The 23030-nt window shown below is 69.7% G+C and carries 21 protein-coding genes and 1 pseudogene; 11 read left to right on the forward strand and 11 right to left on the reverse strand.

Annotation, left to right across the window (positions count from 1 at the left end):
- Positions 1-238: 238 nt before the first annotated feature.
- Positions 239-1216: a hypothetical protein gene (locus GWK25_RS05525; RefSeq protein WP_215448741.1), complete on the reverse strand. Its 978-nt coding sequence runs from the start codon at positions 1214-1216 to the stop codon at positions 239-241.
- Positions 1217-1377: 161 nt separating this feature from the next.
- A pseudogene (locus tag GWK25_RS05530) lies at positions 1378-1774 on the reverse strand (transposase).
- A gap of 117 nt (positions 1775-1891) precedes the next feature.
- Here GWK25_RS05530 and GWK25_RS05535 point away from each other — a divergent pair.
- From GWK25_RS05535 to GWK25_RS05550, 4 genes are all read left to right on the forward strand, one after another.
- Positions 1892-2443: a hypothetical protein gene (locus GWK25_RS05535; protein WP_215457216.1), complete on the forward strand. Its 552-nt coding sequence runs from the start codon at positions 1892-1894 to the stop codon at positions 2441-2443.
- 193 nt (positions 2444-2636) lie between these two features.
- On the forward strand, positions 2637-3110 hold the full coding sequence (locus GWK25_RS05540; protein ID WP_215448742.1) for a transposase family protein: 474 nt from the start codon (positions 2637-2639) through the stop codon (positions 3108-3110).
- Entirely contained in the window at positions 3028-3591 is a 564-nt protein-coding gene (locus GWK25_RS44680) for a hypothetical protein (RefSeq protein WP_215448743.1), read from the forward strand. The genes GWK25_RS05540 and GWK25_RS44680 overlap by 83 nt, the downstream gene beginning before the upstream one ends.
- A gap of 323 nt (positions 3592-3914) precedes the next feature.
- Positions 3915-4334, forward strand: a complete 420-nt coding sequence (locus tag GWK25_RS05550) for a DUF6578 domain-containing protein (RefSeq protein WP_215448744.1) — start codon at positions 3915-3917, stop codon at positions 4332-4334.
- 488 nt (positions 4335-4822) lie between these two features.
- Here the strand turns inward: GWK25_RS05550 and GWK25_RS05555 are convergent, their stop codons facing one another.
- The 4 genes from GWK25_RS05555 to GWK25_RS05570 all read right to left on the reverse strand — a co-directional run bounded on the left by GWK25_RS05555 (position 4823) and on the right by GWK25_RS05570 (position 8775).
- Entirely contained in the window at positions 4823-5542 is a 720-nt protein-coding gene (locus GWK25_RS05555) for a Mut7-C RNAse domain-containing protein (protein ID WP_215448745.1), read from the reverse strand.
- Between the two features lie 33 nt (positions 5543-5575).
- Positions 5576-6289: a TetR/AcrR family transcriptional regulator gene (locus GWK25_RS05560; RefSeq protein WP_215448746.1), complete on the reverse strand. Its 714-nt coding sequence runs from the start codon at positions 6287-6289 to the stop codon at positions 5576-5578.
- A gap of 4 nt (positions 6290-6293) precedes the next feature.
- On the reverse strand, positions 6294-7880 hold the full coding sequence (locus GWK25_RS05565; protein WP_215448747.1) for an MFS transporter: 1587 nt from the start codon (positions 7878-7880) through the stop codon (positions 6294-6296).
- Between the two features lie 136 nt (positions 7881-8016).
- Positions 8017-8775, reverse strand: coding sequence for a hemolysin III family protein (locus GWK25_RS05570; RefSeq protein WP_215448748.1), 759 nt, complete (start codon positions 8773-8775; stop codon positions 8017-8019).
- Between the two features lie 349 nt (positions 8776-9124).
- On the opposite strand from GWK25_RS05570, the gene GWK25_RS05575 reads away from it, so the two are divergent.
- The 7 genes from GWK25_RS05575 to GWK25_RS05605 all read left to right on the forward strand — a co-directional run bounded on the left by GWK25_RS05575 (position 9125) and on the right by GWK25_RS05605 (position 17336).
- Entirely contained in the window at positions 9125-10951 is a 1827-nt protein-coding gene (locus GWK25_RS05575) for a phosphoenolpyruvate carboxykinase (GTP) (RefSeq protein ID WP_215448749.1), read from the forward strand.
- Between the two features lie 441 nt (positions 10952-11392).
- The gene (locus GWK25_RS05580; RefSeq protein WP_215448750.1) at positions 11393-12382 is read left to right on the forward strand and encodes a serine/threonine-protein kinase; all 990 of its coding nucleotides are present in this window, start codon (positions 11393-11395) and stop codon (positions 12380-12382) included.
- Positions 12369-12896, forward strand: a complete 528-nt coding sequence (locus GWK25_RS05585; RefSeq protein WP_215448751.1) for a hypothetical protein — start codon at positions 12369-12371, stop codon at positions 12894-12896. Before GWK25_RS05580 ends, GWK25_RS05585 begins: the two co-directional genes overlap by 14 nt.
- Before the next feature lie 177 nt (positions 12897-13073).
- Positions 13074-14420 (forward strand): hypothetical protein, encoded by a 1347-nt coding sequence (locus GWK25_RS05590; RefSeq protein ID WP_251828729.1) that lies wholly within the window; start codon positions 13074-13076, stop codon positions 14418-14420.
- Positions 14421-14526: 106 nt separating this feature from the next.
- Positions 14527-15288, forward strand: coding sequence for a VWA domain-containing protein (locus GWK25_RS05595; protein WP_215457217.1), 762 nt, complete (start codon positions 14527-14529; stop codon positions 15286-15288).
- A gap of 1 nt (position 15289) precedes the next feature.
- On the forward strand, positions 15290-16078 hold the full coding sequence (locus GWK25_RS05600; RefSeq protein ID WP_215448753.1) for a PP2C family serine/threonine-protein phosphatase: 789 nt from the start codon (positions 15290-15292) through the stop codon (positions 16076-16078).
- A 94-nt stretch (positions 16079-16172) separates the two neighbouring features.
- Positions 16173-17336, forward strand: a complete 1164-nt coding sequence (locus GWK25_RS05605; protein WP_215448754.1) for a hypothetical protein — start codon at positions 16173-16175, stop codon at positions 17334-17336.
- Positions 17337-17626: 290 nt separating this feature from the next.
- Here the strand turns inward: GWK25_RS05605 and GWK25_RS05610 are convergent, their stop codons facing one another.
- The 5 genes from GWK25_RS05610 to GWK25_RS05630 form a co-directional block, all read right to left on the reverse strand.
- Positions 17627-18229, reverse strand: a complete 603-nt coding sequence (locus GWK25_RS05610; protein WP_215448755.1) for a hypothetical protein — start codon at positions 18227-18229, stop codon at positions 17627-17629.
- Positions 18216-19769 (reverse strand): VWA domain-containing protein, encoded by a 1554-nt coding sequence (locus GWK25_RS05615; protein ID WP_215448756.1) that lies wholly within the window; start codon positions 19767-19769, stop codon positions 18216-18218. The genes GWK25_RS05610 and GWK25_RS05615 overlap by 14 nt, the downstream gene beginning before the upstream one ends.
- Positions 19770-19795: 26 nt before the next feature.
- A complete protein-coding gene (locus tag GWK25_RS05620) occupies positions 19796-21061 on the reverse strand; it encodes a toxic anion resistance protein (RefSeq protein WP_251828731.1) in 1266 nt (421 codons plus the stop codon).
- Between the two features lie 21 nt (positions 21062-21082).
- On the reverse strand, positions 21083-22156 hold the full coding sequence (locus GWK25_RS05625; protein ID WP_215448757.1) for a substrate-binding domain-containing protein: 1074 nt from the start codon (positions 22154-22156) through the stop codon (positions 21083-21085).
- Between the two features lie 369 nt (positions 22157-22525).
- On the reverse strand, positions 22526-22972 hold the full coding sequence (locus GWK25_RS05630; RefSeq protein ID WP_215448758.1) for a hypothetical protein: 447 nt from the start codon (positions 22970-22972) through the stop codon (positions 22526-22528).
- Positions 22973-23030: the final 58 nt, after the last annotated feature.

A 23030-nucleotide genomic window follows, 5' to 3' on the forward strand; every position in this document is an offset into this window, starting at 1 on the left:
GCCGAGGTCCGCCGTGCTACACGTGCCGACCCCCGGCCGGCTCACCAAGCACGGTGTCGAAGGGGCTCCGTGCCAGGTGTGCCCAGGTGGGTGGCTCTTCGTATGGCAGGGAATTAGTCAGGCGCGACAGCCAGGGGGGCTCAGTCGCGGGTGCCCCACGCCACAGGAGTGGCGGCGCGTACGCACTGTCGACCAGATGCCGCGCTCGGCGCGCGGGATTGATTCTGTCGGACCTCGATCACTCGCGAGGGTTGCGCGCATCAAGGACGAATGGAGCCCAGCTGACGCGCTTCTTGACCTTTCGATCGTCTAGCCAGTCCTTAGCACTGAATAGTCCACCAAAGGCCGCTCCTGCGCCTGGGATAACCTGGTTTAGAAACGCAGCTGCCGTGGGCACGCCATAAGTTCTCAGTTTACCCTTACCCTTGATGAAGCGATCAAGAACGTCGCGCGCATGCCGATCAGCCTGCGCTACCACTTCTGCCGCCAGGGCTTTGAGGTCCTTGCCCTCGACGTCGGTTTCTGCGAGCAAGTTGCGGAACTCGGCGATGCGTTCGTGAGATCGGAGATCATTGAGGCTCTCATGGAAAGCCCCTTGCGGGCTTAGATGGTCCAAAGTATGGATTCCAGTGATTTGCTCCGCCAAGACTAGTCGATTCCCCGCTTGAGGGTCTCCTTGAATTAGCCCTGCCGCTCCTGACGCGTAGCTGTTGAAGATCACGTCAATGTTGAAATCCAGAGCTGCTGCAATGCCAATATCTGCAACTACGTTTTCGAAGCGCAACCCGGAAGCGTTAAAAGCGTGCCCGGAGAGGCGGAAGGTGGAGAGCTGTTGACTGTGATGATCGGGCGTGAACTCAAACGGAACCGCTCGGGTGATACGTTCTATCGCCCGATGCATTCCTCTGTTGGCGATTCCATCCCGTCGAATCATCTCGCCTTTGGGGATCCCATGCGCCATATTCGTGAATTGTTCCAGCGCGACGAGGGCGCGCTCCATGAGGATTGGCTCATCCTCGATGAACTTAACGAAGTGTGCATTCTGGAGATCGCTCGGGCACAGCTCTCTGCAGATAAACCAAATCTCATCGTAAGAGAGAACCAGGCCGGTTACGTTCTCCAGGACCGGATTAGGGAATGCACCTGACGGAATATTCAGGTGATTCTTGTAGTCATAACAAACCGGTCCTGTGAGCCCGACCAATGCCCGCTTCACTCGCGCCTCCCCAACTGCAGTGAGCCTCCTACTGCCATCCAGACGCGCTTGCGGCGTTGCCGGTTCCCTGCCACACCGGCGGCTTTCTTGCCTAAAGGCTGTCCCGCAATGATCAACTGAGTAGACACGGTCAGCATCGGGGATTGCCGCCTCGGGCCGGTCTATCCGGCGAGCGCGAGGTTGTACAGGCGGGCTACGCCCAGCATGGCGTGATGAACGCCGTCTCCCTTCAAGCGGCAGTCGCGGAGGATCTTCCAGCTCTTCATGCGGGCGAAGGCGTGCTCGACGCGGGAGCGCGGACTTGACCTCTCAACGACATGAGATGTCTTCGACTGCTCGGCCACCGAATGGTCATGCGTGGGTACCAAGGTGCCGTCCACGATGAGCACGGTGCCCTTGCGGAACCGAAGGCGCGGCGGCAGCACGAGCAGCGGGCCGATCTCGGCGGACCGCGTCCTCACGGCGTAGAGCGATCACCAGCTTGCCGAAGCAGCGCGGGCTCAGCCTTGTGAACGGGCCTGTCCAGGACGGCTGTGATGCTGTGATCACTGCCGGCACGTCAAGATCGTCCCACTACCCCGGAGCCAGAGTTGCTGAGACCAGTACCGGCCAGAATCCTGTTGGGCGGTCTCGCCACCGGCCAGTACGGTGCGAGGCAGGACCAAGGGGGATGAGCTGGTGCGCCCAGTGCTGTTGGTGGATGTGGACGGACCGCTGAATCCGTATGCCGCGAAGCCGCACCGTCGGCCCGAGGGCTATCAGACGCACCGCCTGCTGACGCCTCGGTGGGAGGCCGCCGAGCGGCGCCGGCTGACTGAGTGGGGGCTGCCGAACAAGCCGGTGAAGCCGCTGCGGGTGTGGCTGAACCCGGATCACGGCCCTGCGCTGGAGGCGCTTCCCTTCGACCTGGTGTGGGCGACTACGTGGGAGGAAGAGGCCAACGCTTTCGTCGCGCCAGTCCTGGGATTGCCCGAGCTGCCCTTCATCCCGTGGACCTCGCCGCGGCCCGAACCCGGGAGCGGTGTGTTCTGGAAGACGCCTGAGATCGTCGCCTGGGCGAAAGGCCGTGCGTTCGCCTGGGTCGACGACGAAATTACTGAGGCGGATCGGACTTGGGTGAAGGACCACCACGACGGTCCCGCCCTACTGCACCGGATCGACCCGCGACGCGGCCTCGCCATCGACGACTTCGCTGCGCTGACGGCATGGGCGACCGGCCTTGACTGACTCCGCAGTCGGCTGGCAAACGGCTGCGACGCCCTCCGGCGTGATCATTACGGGACAAGACTTACGGCTTGGTCGCCTATTGAAGATCGGGGCTAGAGCTGTGTGGCTGAGGACCCGAGGTGCTGACCGGTTCGGCCGCTGGTGAACTCCGATCCTCCGCCGTGCCGCCGGGGCGGGCCGCAAGCATGAGCTGGTGTTCGCCGACCGGGTGCTGGTCGCTCTGGTCCACCTGCGCACTCAGCTCCCGCACGCCGCGCTCGCCGAGCTGTACGGGGTCGGCCCCTCCTCCGTCACCGAGGCAATCGGCGAGATCCGTCCGCTGCTCGCCGACCGCGGCTTCGCCGTCCCCGACCAGCCCGGACTGCGCCTGCCAATGTTGGCCGACGTGTTCGCCTACGCCGATGCGGAGGGCGTGACCTTGCGGATCGACGGGACCGAGACCCAGGTCCGCCGCCCGAAGGCCCACCGGCCGGGCCGCTGCGCGTTCGTCTCCGGCAAGAAGAAGCAGAACACCATGAAGACCACCACGATCAGCGATGGACAGGGCAGCACCCTGTGGTCCGGGGCCGACCGGCCCGGGAAGAATGCACGATCAGACCGCGATGCGAACGGAGGGCATCGCCGAGCAGTTCCGCCTCCACCCGGACGTGAAAGCCGAGGTGGATGAGGGCTACCGCGGTCTGGCGAACGAGTTCTCCGAACAGGTCAGGGCGCCGCCGAAGAAGCCGAAGGAGGACGCCCCGCCCACCGGCGTCATTTCCTACGGGTCGCCCTCCCTGCGCTTCGTCCGCTACTCCCACGACCTTGGGCTGCTGCTCCTGGCGGACACCCACGTTCACCGGGACGGGGTCTGGTCGTTCGCGCCGACCAACAACGAGCCTGCACGACTTGCCAAGTCCACCCTTCTGGCTCGTCAGTGCGGCGATCAGGATCTGGAGCGGACGGCTGTCACCAAGCTGCGGAACCGTGGCGAGGAACCGGTTGCTCATCGCCCCGACTGCCTGTTCCGGCAGGCCGTCGCCGACTGGTCCAGGCGGTATGGCAAGGCCACGGACATCGATCTCAGTGACCTGGCCAAGCTCAGCGGAAGCGCCCCCAATACCCCGACATCCCGTAGCTCAGCGCGGCCCCTCGGTGCCGGGAGATGATCTCGCCGTGATCACGGCATCGGAGTTCATCTGGATACGCCCGTTCACCGGGCTGAGCCCGCAGCAGTTCGCCACGCTCATCACCGCTCTGCGCACGGAAGGCGCGGTCCCAGTACGCAGGGGACGGCCGTGGGGTTTGCCGCTTCTGACATCCATAGCTGACATCAACGACGCCGGACGAGTGTGCACACCTGCGTCTGGGCCTGGCGTCGCACCAGTCGCCAGCCGCAGTCGAAGCAGGCCTGGATCGAACTCCCAAGCTGGCGTCGTACGTTATGCGCGAAGCCCTGATGTGCTCCGGTCGCTCGGCGGACAATGGCGGCATGACGTTGACGATTTGGGTCGATGACTGGCAAATCCAGTGCTGCGGGCAGAGCTTCGCGCCAGGGGATGTTGTCTCATGGACGCTGCTGGAGGTCGATCCGGAGGATTACGCCGACGTCGTTGGCAGCGAACGCGCGGATGAGATCGACTTCCGCGAGGAACATCACGGCCAAGAGGAGGGGCACGCACCCACCTCGGTGGAGGTGGTGTCGATCGCCGAGGTGCACTGTCGTTACGAGGTGCCGCCGGGCGCTACGGACAAAGTGAACTACCCCGTTCCGGGCACGACCGTGCTGGTTCCGGTCAAGGAAGCGGACGGGTGGGCAAAGGCCAGGCCGGACGTCGGCTTTGCGGGCTATCTGGTGATGGCCCGGCATGCCGCAGACGAGCCGGGAGGAGCGGCTTCTCGCGGTCGATGAAGGAGTTACGCGGCACAAGCCAGTACCAGCTTCTCGCGGCTCACGGCTTGTTTCGCTGTGATTGGGTTCGCGATCCTCGCCGTGAGGTGGTACCGCCTCGGCGTGACGTGTGAGGGCGAAAGGCTCTTGATCCGCGGCTACCTGCGCACACGCGTGATCGTGCGGGAGCGCATCACGGAGATCACGGACTTCCCCGCCGTCAGATGGACGGCTCGTAAGGGTGGTGAGCGATGGACCCCTGTTACGGCGTTCATGACGAGCCCGGGCGAAGCCTCGGCAACCGTCCTTCACAAGGCCCAGGTCACCAGGAGGTTGCGACGGTGGGCGGGACGCTAGCGCCCGGCGTGGGGCCGTCTCGTGATGAGCGCGCGGCCGACAGGGCTGACTTTCGTGTCGTACTGGGCCGTCCGGTGTGAGGGGGGCTGCCCGTACGTCGACCTCGCCTTGCCCTGCGGCCCCGATTCAGCCCGTGCTCTCGCGCAAGGCGCTCAACGCGTCCGCAGCGCCTCCCGCACGATTGCCTCCAGCTGTTCGTGGTGCGCGCCCTTCCAGTACGCGCGGCCGCATGAGGCGCACTGGGCGAACACGTCGTACGAGCGTTGCGTGCCGCCCTCCAAGCGGTCCGCCACCTGGTCCTTCGTCGCCGGCTTCAGGAGGCCGTTGCAGGCGGTGCAGCGGGTCCAGGGGTGGAGGGCCGGGGCGAACCGGGTCAGGACCTCGCGGAGTTGTTCGTCCGGCTGGGTGCTGTAGACGTACGCGCCGGCCCACAGCTCGCGGCGCCGCAGCAGGCCCCGGTCGCGGCTCAGCATCACCCGGCGGTCGGTGGCGGAGAGCGTGGCCAGGGCCGGGTCGCCGATGTCGGTCGACTCGTAGGCCGCGTCCACGCCCAGGAGGCGTAGACGTCGGGCCAGCGTGCCCAGGTGGACGTCGAGGAGGAAGCGGAGAGGAGCGCCCGGTACCTGCTGGGGGCGGTCGACCGGGCGTACGGTCACCGACTCGCCGTCGGCCGGGATGTGGGAGACCGGAACCACCCGGCCGTCCACGACCAGCGCGCCCACCTCCGTCAGCGGGACGCCCAGGGACTCGATGACATGACCGAGCGTCGAGACCCCGTCGATGGCGAGGGCGGTCGCGCCCGCTCGGCGGCCGTGTGGGACGAACAGGGCCAGTTCGGGGGCCACTTCGACGTGGATCTCGGGTGCTTTCACCTGGTCAGGATCGCATGAGGGGAGGGGACGGGCTCAGGGGTTTTTTGTCGGCGGGTCAGGGTGGTCCGGCCCCGCACCGCGCCCGGCATCGGGCCCCGCGCCGGGGCGGTCCGTGTCCAGACCGTGCTGGATCGTGTTCAGGGCGCGGTCCACCAACTCGGCGAAGTCGTCGCGGTGGTCGTTCTCCGCCCAGTAGAGCGACGTCTCCAGCAGGGCGCCGATCAGGGACATCGCCCAGACCCTGACCTCCAGGCTGTCGGGGTCATGGCCGGTCCGTTCGGCGATGGCCGTGCAGACCATGCGGCCCGTCACCGACATGCTCTCCATCATGCGGGAGCGGACGGCCGGGACCTGGACCATCAGGTGGGTACGCAGCCGGGCGACCTCCATGTCCTCCTCGACGCCCGTGCGGACGGCCTCCCGCATCACGTACCGGATGGTGTCCGGCCACGGCTCGTCCGCCGGGCGGGACCGCAGTTCGTCCATGAGGATCGGGTCGTACTCGTCGGTGAGGACGATGTCCTCCTTGGTCGGGAAGTAGCGGAAGACGGTCGACGGCGAGACCTCCGCCCGGTCGGCGATCTGCTCGATCGTCGTGGCGTCGTAGCCCTGCTCCCGGACCAGTGCGTACATCGCGGAACGGATGGTCTCGCGCGTCTTGATCTTCTTGCGCTCACGCAGTCCGAGCGCGGGGCGGTCGGCGGGGTGCGCGGGGGGCGGGGGAGTGCTGGGGCGTGCGGCCGTCATGCGGTCATTGTCGGGCATCGGCCTTGGACGTGGCCAGGTCAGGGCCGGTGTCCCGCGCGTTCGCGGCGCCCTGGTCGGTCGGCGTGCTCGGCAGGAAGGCCGCCGCCAGCAGCGTCGCGGCCAGTGCCGCGCCACCGCACACCAGTATGACCACGCCCATGCCATGGACGTACGAACTGTTCGCGGACGTCAGGAGATCGGCCGTGCCCGCGCGTTCGGCGACCAGATGCGCCGCGACCACCGAGTCCCCGGCGGTGTCGGCCGCCGACGCGGGCAGGCCGGTGACGTCGAGGCGGTCCCGGTAGACGCCCGCGAGCAGACTGCCGAGCAGCGCGATGCCGATCGCGCTTCCCACCTGGCGCAGCGTCATCAGCAGCCCGGAACCGCTGCCGGCCCGGTCCGTGGGCAGGGTGCCCAGCGCCCCGGACATCGCGGGCACCATCGCCACCCCGAACCCGGCACCGGCCAGGGACAGCCACAGCGCCGTGAAGCCGTAACCGGAGTCGACCGTCGTACGGCTGCCGAGGAACGCGGCGAACGACAGCACCGCCAGCCCCGCGCTCACCACGGCCCGGGACCCGAAGCGTCCGACGACCGGCTGCGCCGTCCGCGCGCCGACCAGCAGACCGCCCATCAGCGGCAGCAGCCGTACCCCGGTGCCCAGGGCGTCATGGCCGAGGACGGCCTGGAGGTACGGCGGCAGGACGAACAGCAGGCCGGACAGGACGAACATGACGAGGGTCGCGGCGAGCGCGTTGAAGAGGAAGCCGCGGTGCGCCAGCAGCCCCATGTCGAGCAGGGGGCGCGCGGAACGCCGTTCGCGGAGCACCAGTGCGGCGATCAGTACGGCGGCCGCCGCGAACATGCCCAGGACGAGCGGGTCGCCCCAGCCCCGGGTGGGCGCCTCGATGATCGCGTAGATGAGGGAGCCGAGGCCGGTCGCGGTGAGCGCGGTGGACACGGCGTCGACCCTCGGGGAGGCGGGGTCCCGGGTCTCCGGCAGGAGGAAGACGCAGGCGGCGATGCCGAGGGCGGCCATGGGGAGGTTGATGAGGAACACCGAGCCCCACCAGTAGTGGTCGAGGAGCCAGCCGCCGATGACCGGGCCGAGCGGCAGCCCCAGCATGGAGCCCGCCGAGACGATGCCGACCGCCTTGGTGCGCTCGTCGGGGGTGAAGAGCGAGGGCAGGACGGAAAGGGCGAGCGGGGTGACCAGCGCGGCGCCGATTCCCATGACGGCGCGGGCCGCGACGACCGCGTTCACCTCCTGGGCCAGGGCGCCGATCAGTGATCCCGCGAGGAAGATCCCGAGTCCGACGATCAGCATCCGCCGCCTGCCGAAGCGGTCGCCGAGCAGACCCGCCGGGAGCATCAGGGCCGCGAACACGACGATGTACGCGTCCGCCATCCACTGTTGCTGCCCGGTGGTCGCGCCCAGTTCTGCGGCCATGGTCGGCAGCGCCACGTTCAGGATCGTCATGTCGAAGCCGAGCGTCAGCATGCTCGCGACGAGGGCGCCGAGGGCCCACCAGCGGCGGGGGTCGGGCCGGGCCCCCGAAGGGGCAGCGTCAGGTTCAGTGACAGTCTCCATGAATTGAGAGTAACTCTCAAAAGATGGTTGGTGTCAATTGACTGGCAGTCGGGTTCCGTCTGCGGGCATGCGAAAGTGGCCGCGGCTTGGTAGCCGCGGCCACTGGAAAGGGCTGCGTCCCGGTCGTCCCGGAGGGTTACGCGTGCTGGTACGCCACCAGGGAGATCCCCACGTAGTGCGTGGTGAACGCCGCCAGCGTCAGGGAGTGGAAGACCTCGTGGAAGCCGAACCAGCGCGGCGACGGGTCCGGGCGCTTGAGGCCGTAGATGACCCCGCCGACGCTGTAGAGGACGCCGCCGACGATCACCAGGACGAGGACGGCGATGCCGCCGGTGCGCATGAAGTCGGGCAGGAAGAAGACGGCCGCCCAGCCCATCGCGATGTAGCACGGGGTGTAGAGCCAGCGTGGGGCGCCCACCCAGAAGACCCGGAAGATGATGCCGGCGAGCGCCGCCGCCCAGATGCCCCACAGCAGCCACTGTCCCTTGGCGCCGGGCAGGAGCAGCATCGTCAGCGGGGTGTAGGTGCCCGCGATGATCAGGAAGATATTGGCGTGATCCAGCCTGCGCAGGATGCCGTCCATGCGCGGGCTCCAGTTGCCCCGGTGGTACAGCGCGCTCACGCCGAACAGCAGGCAGGCCGTGAAGGTGAAGATCCCGCAGGCGATGCGTCCGCGTGTGGAACCCGCGAGCGCGGTGAGCACCAGGCCGGCGACGAGCGCGGCCGGGAACATGCCGAGATGGAGCCAGCCCCGGAGTCTGGGCTTGATCTCACCGGTGATCTGTTGGATCTCGTCGGTGATGGTGTGGGCGATCTGATGCGGCAGGGATCGCGCGTCGGGATCGCGGCTGTCGGCCGGCGTCTCCGTGTGCGCATCGGGGACGGACGCTGTCATGTCCTGCATCGTACCTACGGGGCCGTAACTTACGGGAGTGTGCGGGCCGTTCGTGCCTCGCTAAGTGGCCATCGTCTCACGCGGGGGCCTCGCGGGTGATATCCCGGCGCGCCACCGGGCACTCCCGGTGAAGCGGTGGTGACACACGGAAACCTCCTGGGTGAAATCGGGCGAGTGGTGAGGGTCACGATGCTCACGTGGGCGGCCCTCTGGACAGATGGGCACTCCCGTCGGATGATCAAATGAGTGTGGTCGGCACCGGATGAGCGCCCAAAGATCCAACCGTGAAGCATCCGGGTCGCAGCCCCCACGGGGCCTCCAACAAAAAATCCCTCATTTAGGAGCAATCGTGGCGCGCGACATCGCGGCTCCCCCTTCAACCGTCCCGACCGCCCACCGAGAACTCGTGGCGTGGGTGAACGAGATCGCCGAACTGACCGAGCCGGACAACGTGGTCTGGTGCGACGGATCCGAGGCCGAGTATGAGCGCCTGTGCGGGGAGCTCGTCGAGAAGGGCACCTTCCGGAAACTCGACCCGATCAAGCGCCCCAACTCCTACTACGCCGCGTCCGACCCGACCGATGTCGCCCGGGTCGAGGACCGCACGTTCATCTGTTCGGAGAAGGAGGAGGACGCGGGTCCGACCAACCACTGGAAGGCCCCCGCCGAGATGCGGGAGATCTTCCAGGGCGAGAAGGGCCTGTTCCGGGGCTCGATGCGCGGCCGGACCATGTACGTCGTCCCGTTCTGCATGGGCCCCCTCGGCTCGCCGCTCTCCGCCATCGGCGTCGAGATCACCGACTCCGCGTACGTCGCCGTCTCCATGCGCACGATGACCCGTATGGGACAGCCCGTGCTGGACGAGCTCGGCTCCGAGGGCTTCTTCGTGAAGGCCGTGCACACCCTCGGCGCCCCGCTCGCGGAGGGCGAGGCGGACGTCCCGTGGCCGTGCAACTCCACCAAGTACATCTCCCACTTCCCCGAGAGCCGCGAGATCTGGTCGTACGGCTCCGGGTACGGCGGCAACGCGCTGCTCGGCAAGAAGTGCTACGCCCTGCGCATCGCCTCGGTGATGGCGCGCGACGAGGGCTGGCTCGCCGAGCACATGCTGATCCTCAAACTCACCCCGCCGCAGGGCGAGTCCAAGTACGTGGCGGCGGCCTTCCCGTCGGCCTGCGGCAAGACGAACCTCGCGATGCTGGAGCCGACGATCTCCGGCTGGACCGTCGAGACGATCGGCGACGACATCGCGTGGATGCGCTTCGGTGAGGACGGGCAGCTCTACGCCATCAACCCCGAGGCCGGGTTCTTCGGTGTCGCGCCCGGTACCGGTGAGCACACCAACGCCAACGCGATGAAGACCCTCTGGGGCAACTCGGTCTTCACCAACGTGGCGCTCACGGACGACGGCGACGTGTGGTGGGAGGGGATGACGGAGGAGACCCCGGCGCACCTGACCGACTGGAAGGGCAACGACTGGACGCCGGACAGCGAGACGCCGGCCGCCCACCCGAACGCCCGCTTCACGGTGCCGGCCGCGCAGTGCCCGATCATCGCGCCGGAGTGGGAGAACCCCAAGGGCGTGCCGATCTCGGCGATCCTGTTCGGCGGCCGCCGGGCCACGGCCGTGCCGCTGGTGACCGAGTCCTTCGACTGGAACCACGGGGTGTTCCTGGGCGCGAACGTGGCGTCCGAGAAGACCGCGGCGGCCGAGGGCAAGGTCGGCGAACTGCGCCGCGACCCCTTCGCGATGCTGCCCTTCTGCGGCTACAACATGGGCGACTACATGGGCCACTGGGTCGATGTCGCCAAGGGCAAGGACCAGTCGAAGCTGCCGAAGATCTACTACGTCAACTGGTTCCGCAAGAACGACGCGGGCAAGTTCGTGTGGCCCGGCTTCGGCGAGAACAGCCGGGTCCTGAAGTGGATCGTGGACCGGCTGGACGGCAAGGCGGAGGGTGTGGAGACGCCGATCGGCATCCTCCCGGCACCGGGTGCGCTCGACACGGAGGGGCTGGACCTCTCCTCGTCCGACCTCGACTTCCTGCTGACCGTCGACAAGGAGGTGTGGCGGGAGGAGGCCGCGCTCGTGCCCGAGCACCTCAACACCTTCGGTGATCACACGCCGAAGGAGCTGTGGGACGAGTACCGGGCGCTGGTGAGCCGTCTGGGCTGACGCCCCCTTCTACTCCGCGACCGGCCGGATATGGGTTGCCCTGACCAGCGACGTCTCCTCGGCCGGTCGCGGATTTTTGTGCGGTTCTTGTTCGGGCGCCTGATAGCTCGGGGGTTCGGGTTCGTTGGCGGGCTCGGGTGGGTGGGGCTTCTCGCGCAGTTCCCCGCGCCCCCAAAAAGACAAGGTTCTGCGCCCCTGAAAAGGCAGGGGCGCAACCCCGCCTTTTCAGGGGCGCGGGGAACTGCGCTACCAGCTCCCACCGGACGGACGCCTGGGGGTCGAAGGGGCGCCAGCCCCTTGGTGGGGGCACCTCCCGCTCGAGCGAAGCCGAGAGTGGGGGAGGGACGGGTAGGGGCGGAGGGGGCGAAAAGGGCTGCCGCGCAACGGATTTCGCGGGACACTCGGGACATCCGCACCGAACCCCGAAATGAGGTGACCGGGGTGCGCACACCCGTAAGTGACCCCATGAAGATCGGCCCGTACAAGATAGTCGGCCGCCTCGGCTCCGGCGGCATGGGCTGGGTCTATCTGGGCCGCTCACCCGCCGGCCGAGAGGTCGCCGTCAAGGTCGCCCGCCCCGAACTCGCCGCCGAACCCGAGTTCCGTGAACGCTTCGCCCGCGAGGTCGCCGCCGCCCGCGTGGTCAGCGGCGCCTACACCGCCGCCGTCGTCGACGCGGACCCCACCGCCGAACTCCCCTGGCTGGCCACGCTGTACGTTCCCGGCCCCTCCCTCGCGGAAGCGGTCCGTGCCGACGGCCCCCTCCCCGAGGCCCAGGTCCGTCCCCTCGGCGCCGGTCTCGTCGAGGCGTTGCAGGCCATCCACGCCGCCCATGTGATCCACCGCGACCTCAAGCCGGCGAACGTCCTGCTCGCCCAGGACGGCCCCCGCGTCATCGACTTCGGCATCTCCCGCGTGGACGGTGCCCCCGGCCTCACCCGTGTCGGTGTCGTCGTCGGCACCCCCTCGTTCATGTCGCCCGAGCAGATCCGCGGCGACCGGGTCGGCCCGCCGAGCGACGTCTTCTCACTGGGCGGCGTCCTGGTGTACGCGCTCACCGGCCGCCCGCCGCACGGCACCGGGGAGGGCGTGCGCGTCGAGGTCGTGCGGGGAGAGCCCCGGCTCGACGGCGTACCGCCGGGACTGCGGCCCCTCATCGCCCGCTGTCTGGCCAAGCGGCCCGAGGCGCGGCCCCGACTCGCCGAGATCCTGGGCGAGTTGGTGGAGGAGGAGACCCGCGTCGAGGCGTGGCCGCCGCCGCAGGTGGCCCGGACCATCGAGGTGCGGTACGAGGAGCTGAGGGAGCGTCATCTGCGCCGTACGACGAGCGAGTCCGTCCCCTCCTGCCTGCTGCTGCACGCGCAGGCGCTGCTCGACGCCGGGCTGACCGACGCCATGGTCGCGGGGGCGGTGGTCCGTGACGGTTCCTGACTCCTACCCGGGCCGTGAGTCCCACCCGGGGCGTGACTCCTTCCCCGGTCGCGACGGCCGTGACTCGTACCCGGGGCGCAACGCCGAGATATACGACCTCGGCACGCACTGGCGGCAGTTGGTGCAGAACTGGGTGGCGCGGCGGAATTACCACAAGGTCCATGACACCGTCTCCGTCACCCTGCAATTCGATCTCCATGAGGCGGGGCGGGTGGTCACCCTGCGTTTCATGACCACCAAGAGGCTTCTGGTGGCCTTCGCGACGGACGGGAATTTCCTCCGCCAGGATCAACTGGCCATTGCCGCTGCCGCGTCGAACGCGTGGAATACCGAACAGCTGAACCCCATGCTTTCCGTGTGGGATGTCCGCGGGCCTCGGCCCTGTCTCGCCGGAGTCTGCGATCTGCCGTTGACGTGCCGGATCACCCAGGCGGATTTTGACGCTCTGGCCAATGACTGGGTGGAGCGGGCGCGGCAGATGTTCAGTCGTTGCCACCAGGTGTTCAAGTTGTAGAAGTGAAAAGCGTACTGATCGAACGTCGGCGCAACTCGCCGTAATTCCATCGGCGGAAATCGCCAAACCCTTCCGGCCACCCGGCTGCCTGCTCCACTATTGGATGGGCTTTTTCAGGGCCGCGGGGGCGTGCCTTTCAGGCCACGGGGGGTTGGGGCGATGGGTGCGATCGGGCGTTTGTCGTTTCTCGGTTTGCTGGTGGGGCTGTTGGTCGGGCTGGGCGGGCTGGTTCCGGTGGGGTCGTCGGTCGCGGACGACGACCCGTGTCCGGGCGAGGGGTTCGCGGAACGGCTGACGTGCTGGGCCGATCGGACGGCCGAGGGGCCCGTCGTGATCACGCTTGAGAAACCGCTGGGGTACGAGAACATCGGGGAGGACCAGCACGCCGTCCTCGAACGACTGAGCAAGAGCGCCCACCCGGTGGTGGTGCTGGTGCCGCAGGGCGCGCGTACGGGGCAGGGCGGTACGGCGTTGCTCCTCGCCGTCGAGGAACTGCTCATCCACCCCGATGCCACGATCGACCGGCTGACGGCAGAGACCCTGGCCGACCTGAAGGCGAGCGGCGTCTGCGACCAGAAGAAGAACCAGATGTGCGGCGAGGTCGGCCCCGTCGAGGGACAGGCCACGCTCAAGGGTTCGCAACTGGACGACTTCACCGCCAGTCCCGACGACAACGACTTCACCATCAACGAGGTCGACAACGACCGGAACTCCGGTGCCTCCAGTGCGTCCGGCGCCACCGACGGCCAGGACACCGGTGACCGAGGTGACGAGGGCCAGAACGGCAAGGAGCAGGACGGGGACGGCGAGGGTGGGGCCGACAACGCGGCCGACACCATCGACGGCGAGGCCTCCGACTCCGGCTACAGCAACGCCACCTGGACCGCCTTCTGGATGGCGCTCCTGCTCGCGCTCCTGCTCCTCGCCTTCGTGATCGTGATCCGGCGGTCCAGGGGCCCGGTCGCCGTGGGGCACCGGGCACCTCCGGCCGGGCGGGCGGCCTCCGGGCGGCCGGCCGGCGCGCTCGGGCGGGTAGGCCCCACCCGGTCCGCGCCGGCGCACGCGGCGCGCGGCGGGGGCGCGGGCCCGGGAGGCAGCGGCAGCGGAAGCACGGGCGGACTCGGGCCGGCAGGCGGAAACGGCGGCGCGGGGGGAAGCGGGCCCACGGGCGGGAGCGGGAGCGCGGGCGGAAGCGGCGGCGCGGGCGGAAACGGCAGCGGCGACGGCGAGGGCGGGGACGAGAGCACCACCCGGCTGCGGGTCGCGGCCGGACCCCGGCACGGGCGCCACGTGGGAGGCCGCCCGGCGAACGCCCGGACCGCCGTCGTCCGGACCGAGCTGCACCCGCAGGGCTATGTCGAGGTCGACCGGGTGCTGCGCCGAGCCGTGTGGGCCGAACCGGGGCGCCCGCCGCCCGCGCCCGGCAGTCTCGTCGACGTCACCGACGCACGGGAACGCGACTCCGACGTCCTCTACGCCTTCCCACCGACGGCCGCCCGGCACGCCAAGGGCACACCCAGGTGAGACCCGCCCGGCACACCAAGGGCACGCCCAGGTGAGACCCGCCCGGCATCACGGCACCACCAGCACATCGGCAACACAGAAGCACCAGAAGCACAGGGGGATGACGATGCACAGCGAATACCCGCCCACGCTGCCGGCCGAATACGCCGACATCGAGTTCGAGAACAATGCCCAGCGCATGCCGCTCGTGCTCTGCCTCGACACGTCCAGCTCCATGGCGGGCCAGCCGATCCAGACGCTCAACAACGCGCTCGCGGAGTGGACCAGGGAACTCCACGACGACGTCAGCCTCAGTTACAGCGTCGAGGTCGCCGTCGTCACCTTCGGCGGACAGGGCGTCGGCGCCTGGCGTGGACCCCAGCTGCTGGACCCGCGCACCCGGACGAGCCCCTTCATACCCGCGCACGCCTTCCAGGCACCGCAGCTCACGGCCGCCGGGGTCACCCTGATGACCGAGGCGCTGGAGCTGGCGATGCACATCGTGGCCGCCCGCAAGAGCGAGCTACGGGCGTCCGGCCTGCAGTACTACCGGCCGCAGATCTGCCTCGTCACCGACGGTCTGCCCACCGACCCCACCGGCCGGCTCACCGACTCCTGGCACCGGCTGGTCCCCGTCCTCGCCGAGGAGCAGCGCGCCCGCCGGTTCCGGCTGTACGCGATCGGGGTCGGCGGGATCACGGACATGGGGGAGTCGGTGCTGCGGGCCTTCGCACCCAAGTTCAACGCCCGGCTGCAGGGATTCCCGTTCCGTGAGCTGCTCCAGATGATGTCCGCCAGTGCCAACGCCGAGCAGAAGGGGGCGGGGGACGAGGTGTTCGAGAAGATCTTCAGCCAGTTCAAGACACAGCGCCCCGCCTGGGAGGCGTGAGGTGAACGCCGCCCCGCCCTGGCGGATCCACGGCCTGAGCGTCGAGGGCTACCGGCACCGGCGCCAGGGCCTGCCCTGCCAGGACGCGTGCGCCGCCGCGGCCACGCCCTCCGTCGCCGTGCTCGCCGTCGCCGACGGGGCCGGCAGCCGGCCCCGGTCGGAGGAGGGCGCGCGCCTCGCGGTGGGGCTCGCCACGGACCACTTCGTACGGCGGGCCGAGGCGGCCGCGGGGGTCCGGCCGGGGGATGCCGTGCACGAACTGCTGCGGGACGCGTTGCGCGACGTCAGCGAGGACTTCCTCGAACGGACCGGCGCCGACGCGCCCGACTTCGCGACCACGCTCACGGTGGTGGTGCTCGCGCCCGGCTGGCTCGGTCACCTCTCCGTGGGCGACGGGTTCGTCGTCGTACGGGCCGGGACGGAGGACGGGGAACGGCAGTTCCATCTGCTGCCGCAGGCCGCGGCGGCGAGCGAGTACAGCAACGAGACGGTGTTCCTGACCTCGCCGGACAGGGACCGCTGGACCCACACCGAGTGCGTCCTGGACGACGGCGTCGACGGGGTGCTCCTCTCCACGGACGGGCTCGCGCAGGCCATGCTCAACCGATCGGCCGACGGCGCGCAGTCACCGAACACCTCGTTCGCCGACGCCGTCTTCCGCTCCCTCGACCAGGCCGGCGAGGACGACCGCGACCCCAATCTGGCCGCCCTCCTGCGCTCCGACCGCCTCACCGCCCTCAACGCCGACGACAAGACCCTGCTGCGCGCGGTCCGCACACACCGGCGCTGAGCGCGCCCCATGCGCCTCACGCGCCTCACGCGCCTCACGCGCCCAGGCTCATCAGCGGTGACGACCGGCTCGACGAACACTCGGAGGTACGGCCATGAGCGGCCGCACGGTCTTTCTCGACGGTAGGCGGGTCACTCTGGCCGAGTTGCCGTTGAAGGGGGGTGGGCAGGCGGCCGTGTTCCCGGTGGAGGGGGACACGGGGATCGTCGTCAAGATCTACCGGGACACCCCGGGGCCGGACCAGGAACGGCGGCTGACCCGGATGCTGACCATGTCACCGCTGGCCGCCCGCCCGACGGACGCCAGCCAGCCGCCGGAGCTGGCCTGGCCCACCGCGATCGCCCGGGGGGCGAACGGCGAGTTCCTCGGTTACGCGATGCGCCGCTTCGGCGAACCCCAGCACGTGCAGCTCGTCGGCCTGTTCACCCGCGTCCAGCGCCTCAAGCTCTTCCCGGACCGGGCCGACTGGCGGTTCCTGCTCGGCGTCGCCTGGAACCTCGCCTTCATGACGGCCCGCATGCACTACGACAACCTCGTCATCGGCGACTTCTCCAGCAGCAACGTCGTCGTCGACGCCAACGGGTTCGTCACCTTCCTCGACTGCGACTCCATCGCCTTCACCGACCCGGTCACCGGCGAGCTCTTCCCGTGTCTGATGCACACCACCGACTACTCCTCCCCGGAGCGGCAGGCGGGTGGCCCCGCGACCCGGCAGAGCGACGACTTCGCCCTCGCCGTCCTCGTCTACCAGCTGCTCACCGCGGGCAACCATCCCTTCGGCGGCGTGCCGCACGAGAGTGCCTCGGAGTCGACGGTCAAGGACAACATCGCCGCGAGCTGCAGCTATGTCGTCCGGCCCGAGCGGGTCACCATTCCGCGCGGCACGATCGACCCGTCCGTGCTGCCGACCGAACTCCTCGTCCTCGCCAAGGCCGCGTTCGGGCCGGGCGTCCAGGACCCCGACGCGCGGCCGCAGGCCGAGGCGTGGCTGCGGGCCCTGGACAAGGAGCGCGGGCAGGTGCGGGCCTGCACGGTACGGCCCCTGCACACGTACGGGTCGCATCTGCCGACCTGTCCCTGGTGCACGCGGGCCGCGGTCACCGGGCACGACGTCTTCAACGGGCCGCGGCCTACGTCTGTACCGGGCCCTCCGGGGGTTCCGCCGGATCAGGTGGCGTCTCCGTATGCGGGGTTGAAGGTGTTGGCGGTGGTGGTGGGGGTGGTGTTGCTGATTGTGCTTCTGGCGAGTGTGGGGTGACGGGGGGTAGGGGCCGGGGGACGGGGAGGGTGGCTGGGCTGCGAGGCCGGGTGCCGGTCCGGTGGGGGCTTCTCGCGCAGTTCCCCGCGCCCCTGAAAAAGCAGGGGCTGCGCCCCATGCTTTTCACGCCTGCAGCCCCGTCGCCTTCCAGGCCCCCGCAGCCCGTGGTCTCTCATCTCCCAGTCCCGTCGCCTTCCAAGGCCGTACGGGCCCGGTCTTTCAGGGGCGCGGGGAACTGCGCGAGAAGCCCCACCGGGCCCACAGCCGAGAACGCACCCCCCCCACCCCCCTCACCCCGACCGGTCCTCCAAATACCTCGTGTGGGACTCCTGGCGGCGCGCCTCGATGTCGCGCAAGGTGGCGGCCAGGCGCCCCAACTCCTCCTGCAGCAGACCCAGCTGCCGCTCAAGGTGGCGTTCCGGCGGCTCCGTGCCCGGCGTGAGGCGGGTCCACCAGCGCGTGCGGACGAACGTGTCGACGGCCTCGGGGACGTCCTGGCGGACGGCCCGGGAGAGGGCGTGGACCCCTTCGGGGTCATGGGCGAGGACCTCGGCGACCCAGCCGGGATCGAGCAGGGCCGTGAGGAGCTCGGTCAGCTCGGTGAGCCGGCCGGCCGCGGCGGGCGGCAGGTCGACGTCGGCCAGGTACTCCCGGAGCCTGCCGAAGTCACCGCGTACCTCGTCGAGTTGGGCGGACGGATCCGCGAAGTCCGGCGGAGCCACCCGCTCCGGCGGCGCGATCAACGCACCCGCGCCGTACAGCCCGACGACCACCACGGGCCAGTACGGCCCCGCGACCCCTGCGAAGGTCAGCCCGAGCCCGACGACCCCGAGCGCGCCGCCCGTGAGGTTCTTGCGGGACTCGACGTACGCCAGCCATCTACTGGTAGCCACGGATCTCCTCGAAGGCGCCGTCCAGCGAGCCCCGCTGGGCGTCGAAGAGACGGCCGCCGGTCAGGTCGGCGATGTGCTCCAGTTCGTCCTGGTCGGAGTCGCCGAAGAGGATGGGGAAGACGGGGATCTGCCGCTGGGCGATGGGCAGTCGCACGTAGAACCAGTCGAAGTCGGCGGGGCTCTCCCCCTCGGTGTTCTCGCCGTCCGTCATCAGCACGATCGAGGTGAAGGTGTCCCGGTCAGCGGTGGCGAGGTGCTCGTACGCATTCCGCAGCGAGGTGTAGATGGCGGTGTCGCCGCTCGCGGACAGCTCCCGGGTGTCGGCGCGGATGCCGTCGAGCCCGGCCTTCGGGTCCTCGGGCCGTACGACATGCGTCCGTATGCTCTTCACGTCCGACCCGAACGGCATCAGGGTGACCTCCTCACGGTCCCGGAAGTCGCCGGTCAGCTCGGTGAGCGCGGTCTTCAGCCGGTCGAGCCGGTCGCCCTCCATCGAGCCCGAGGTGTCCAGGACGTACACGGTCCGCGACGGGCGGCGCAGCTCGTTCTCGTACGCGTCGAGAAGACCGTCGGCGACGGAACGGCTGCCGGGGAAGGGCAGTTCACGGCGGCGCGTGGTGTCGAGGCCGGCCGCGGGCGGTACGGAGGCGACGACCGGGCGGCGCAGCGTCCGCTCGGTGATCAGCCGCTGGACCTCCGGGGTGCGCAGGGCGTCCGAGAGCCGGCGTACGTCGTCGCGGACCTCCTTGCCGGTGGAGGCGAGGGAGGAGAGCGGGTAGTCGGCGGTGACGACGCCGTCGCGCGGCCGGATGACCGTCAGGTCCTCGCGCGACTCCAGCACGGACTCGTAGTTGAGGAGCGCGTCGACGTCCCCGCGCCGGTCGTAGGCCGTCGCGAGCCAGCCCGACGACCCCGAGGTCAGTTGCTGCCCCGTGAAGAACTCCTTCAGCCTGGGCCTCGCCCGCGCCACGTCCGCGTCCGTGAGCGCGGACTGGGCCTCGGAGAGGGCCGACGCGACCGAGACGAGCGTGGCGAAACCCGAGTGGGAGCGGGTCGGGTCGGTCATGCCGTACGTCAGCTTCCCGTCCGCCACGGCCCGCTCGACGTCCGACCAGGTCACGTCCTCCGGCTGCCAGTCGAGCTTCGCCACGGTCGCGTCCTTCAGGCCGATCGCGACGGGGCTGGACATCACCGGGGTCTCCGACACCACCTGCCTCGCCGCCTCCGGACGGAGCCGCAGATAGTCGTTGGAGGACAGCCAGACCGCGTCGTACGCGCCCTTCGCCCGGCCCTCGGCGAGCAGCTCGACGGCGTCGAGGGTGCCCATGTAGGTGGGCCGGACCTTGATCCCCGTGTCCTTCTCCACCCGGGTCAACACCGGCTTCATGTCGGCGAGTTCACTGGAGGCGAGGACGCGCAGGGTGCCGGGGACGTATGTGGCCGCCTCGGCGGGACCGGGCGAGCCCTGGTCCGCGGCGGTGCAGGCGGTCGCCAGCAGGACGGCCACGGTCGTCAGGGCGATGCCGGCCGTCGTGCGCATTCGCCCACGCCTTCTCAGGTGTCCCTTCATGCGAGCCCACCGCCTTCCAGTGCCCCCTGGTTCCGGCTGCGCTCCAAGTACGCTGTCGCGTGCTGGAGTTCGGAGGTCAGGGACTCGACGGTCGCGGCCATGGTCTCCGTCGCCTGGACCTTGTACGTGTCGATCGCGTCGAGGGTGCGGTAGATCTGCTGGAACGCCGAGCGGAGGGTCTCCGCGCCGACGGCCGGGTCGGCGGCGATGCGCTGGATCTCGCCGCTCTGGGTGGCGAGCATCTCCGCGTTCCCCCGGATCAGGTCCTCCGTCGTGCCGCGCAACGCGTTGACCTGGTCGACGACCTTCTTCTGGTTGTCGAGGGCGGAGGCGAGCATCACGGAGATGCGCAGCGCCGAGACCGTGGTCGTCGCGGCCCGGTCGACGCCCTTGATCAGCTCCTCGTTGTTGCGCCGTACGACGTCCATGGCCAGATAGCCCTGGGCACAGACGGCCAGCTGGGTGAGCAGGTCCTGGTGCTTCTGCCGGACCGGGAAGAGCACGTCGGCGCGCAGGGTGTCGCCCTGCTGCGGATCGGTCGTGTCGACGTGGGTGGTGATGTGCGCCTCGACGGCCGTGTCCAGGGCCTCCGTCAGGACGACGTACTCCTGGAGCTTGCCCATGGTCTCCCAGAGCCGGACCCGCTCGGTCTGCAACGCGGCGTTGTCGCGACGCAGTTCGTCCTGCCCGCCCCGCAGGGATCCGACGATCCTGTTCAACGTTCCTTGCGCGGACGCGTACTTGGCGACGTGGTCGCGCAGCCTGTTGCCGCCCGGCAGCCGGGACAGCAGCTTGCGTCCCTTGCTCGCCGGCAGATCACGCGGGTCGAGGTCCTCCACCACCCGCCGCAGTTCCACGAGCGAGCCGGCGACCTGCGACTGCGCGTCCCCGCCCTTGCCCGGCAGGCTGCGCACGGTCCGCTCCAGCATCCGGTTGGACTGCGCGGCGGCGGTCCGCATCTCGCCCGCGCCGAGCGCGGTGATCTCCCCGACCCGACCGGCGAACTCCGGGGAGCGGGCGTCGAGGGCGGCGAGCCCTCGTACGTACTCCTCGGCCTTGCGGGCCATGTCCGTCCGTACGGACTCCTCGACCGGCACCAGTCCGCCGGCCTTCTCCCGGGGGACGGCCGCGACCGGCTCGGGAGGGGTGAGAGTGAAGACGCTGCCGCCACCGCCACCGCCACCGTCACCGCCCAGGCCGCTGCCGCTGCCGCCGATGCCGTTGCCGCCGTTCTTGCTGTTCTCGCTGTTCTCGATGGTCATGTGTCGTGTTCCCCCGTCGTCCTACTGGCCCCGGGCCCGGCGCGCCATCTCGTGCAGCACCTCGGAGGTGGGCACGGGCGCCTGCCGGACGGTCAGCTTCTGCATCAGGTAGGTGGTGTGGTCGGCGGTCGCCGCCGTGAACTCGGTGGCCGCGCCCTGCGGCCGGAACCCGTGCCGGGCGGCCAGCTCGCGCAACCGCGGGTCGGTGCCGAGGAGTTCGCCGAGCGCACGCCCTTCGTCCGTGACCGGCACGACGGTGTGGTCGCTGAACACGGTGGTGTCCGGGTAGAGGACGACCAGATCGTCGACCTTCTGACCCGCTGTCAGCATCGCGGCGACCTGTGACTCGTAGACCAGGACGAGCGGATTGCCGACCCCGCTGACGAAGTCGCGGAACGCCGCGTCGGTGCTCGGCTGCTGAGCGCCCTGGACGCTGATCAGTTCGCGCATCAGCGGCGCCGTCCGGTCCAGGTCCGCCTTGCCCGAGACCACCCGGCCGCCGTTGGCGACGTCGGAGGCGGCGGCGAGGTAGAGCGCGCCGGAGTTGGACGTGGTCGGATCGGTGGTGGCGATGTAGAGGAGTCCCCTCAACTCCCCGTACTTGTCGGCCCCCTTGAGGTCCTGCCACGTCCGCTTGTCCTCGGCGGCCTTCAGGTAGGCGTCCATGTCGAGGACGCCCCGGCCCTTCTCGACGGTGGCCAGCCCGTTCTGCCGCAGTACGTCGGCGGCGCCCCGGTGGGCGACGACCACGAGGGGCGAGTAGAAGGGGCGGGGCAGCGGCTCGCGTACGCCGTACTTCTCGGCCAGCTCGTCGGCGGGCGCCTTGCTGGACGGGAACGCGAAGTCGTACCCCTTCGGGTCGAGGCCCTCCATGGCCCAGGACCCCGACGTCTCCGTCCGCACGGTGTAGCCCTGGGCGGCCAGGGCCTTCACCACCTCCGGGTCGGCGAAGAACTCCGCCTTCTCCGACCCGATCACTCCTCGCACGGTCTTCGTTGCCGTGCCCGTGTCCTCGGTCTGCCGGCCCGCCACGACGGCTGCCACCACGCCGCCGATCAGCAGGACCGCGAGGACGATTCCTGCGATTCGTCTCACAAGGGGAGAGTGCTCCCGGAATCCAACGTTCCTTACGGGCGCCGGTGAACGGCCGGTGAAGCCGCGGTCCCGGAACGCAACGGCGGAGGCCGTTCCAGCCTCACCGGCGCGCCTCGGCACCGCGCCGGACGGGCGTGACCAGGGGCCGGTGGAGCGGAAGCGCGACGAGCAGGGTGAGCGTCACGAGCAGGGCGGCTCGTCCACAGGGGCCCGCGGTTCCCGGCCGCCGTGCCGAGGGCGGCGCCGGTGACGAGCGGCCCGACGGGGGCACCGATGTCGAGGGCGCGGTCGCGTAGGAGCCCGCCATGACGGGGGCAGCGGCGGCCTCGTGGAGAACCCGCCCCCTCGGGACGCCCCTCAGGGACCCTCTCAGTGAGCCGCCAGCTCCCGTGAGGCAGGCTCCGGGGTGGAGGCCGTCCCCTCGGCCGCCGCGTGGGCGTCCATCCGCTCCGCCGCCAGGATCGCCGCCACCGTGTCCGCCCGGGAGGCCGCGACGACGAGGGCGCGGCCCGCGAGGGCGTGGGCGCGGCGGTGGAGTTCGCCGACGTTCCGCCCGTCGCCTGCGGGGGCCACGGTGGACCGTACGGGCGGTCGGCCACCGCGCAGGCGAGCCACCTGCGCGGCGAGTCGACCCGCGGCGGTGTCGAGGTCGGCGGAGGGGGCGACCGCGCGGAGCGCGTCCGTCGTCGCCAGCAGCGCCGCCAAGTGACCCGCGAGCTGGATGTCCAGCTCTTCCTCACGCGAACGGTGAGGGAAGTCGGAGGAGGTCGTGCCGGCCATCGTGTGGACCGACTTGGTGCGGATCGGCTCGTACATGGGATGGCCTCCAAGCGCTCTCGGACGACCAGCCTACCTTAGATTTGGTCTAAAGTTG

This window comes from Streptomyces sp. ATCC 21386 (genome assembly GCF_018728545.1).
Lineage (GTDB): Bacteria > Actinomycetota > Actinomycetes > Streptomycetales > Streptomycetaceae > Streptomyces.

What these genes read in the sequence shown, in the direction of transcription:
- GWK25_RS05605 (WP_215448754.1), top strand. Translation starts at nt 16,173, where the DNA reads ATGAGCGGCCGCACGGTCTTTCTCGACGGTAGGCGGGTCACTCTGGCC.
- GWK25_RS05565 (WP_215448747.1), bottom strand. Translation starts at nt 7,880, where the DNA reads ATGGAGACTGTCACTGAACCTGACGCTGCCCCTTCGGGGGCCCGGCCC.
- GWK25_RS05550 (WP_215448744.1), top strand. Translation starts at nt 3,915, where the DNA reads ATGACGTTGACGATTTGGGTCGATGACTGGCAAATCCAGTGCTGCGGG.
- GWK25_RS05560 (WP_215448746.1), bottom strand. Translation starts at nt 6,289, where the DNA reads ATGACGGCCGCACGCCCCAGCACTCCCCCGCCCCCCGCGCACCCCGCC.
- GWK25_RS05595 (WP_215457217.1), top strand. Translation starts at nt 14,527, where the DNA reads ATGCACAGCGAATACCCGCCCACGCTGCCGGCCGAATACGCCGACATC.
- GWK25_RS05570 (WP_215448748.1), bottom strand. Translation starts at nt 8,775, where the DNA reads ATGACAGCGTCCGTCCCCGATGCGCACACGGAGACGCCGGCCGACAGC.
- GWK25_RS05630 (WP_215448758.1), bottom strand. Translation starts at nt 22,972, where the DNA reads ATGTACGAGCCGATCCGCACCAAGTCGGTCCACACGATGGCCGGCACG.
- GWK25_RS44680 (WP_215448743.1), top strand. Translation starts at nt 3,028, where the DNA reads ATGCACGATCAGACCGCGATGCGAACGGAGGGCATCGCCGAGCAGTTC.
- GWK25_RS05615 (WP_215448756.1), bottom strand. Translation starts at nt 19,769, where the DNA reads ATGCGCACGACGGCCGGCATCGCCCTGACGACCGTGGCCGTCCTGCTG.
- GWK25_RS05620 (WP_251828731.1), bottom strand. Translation starts at nt 21,061, where the DNA reads ATGACCATCGAGAACAGCGAGAACAGCAAGAACGGCGGCAACGGCATC.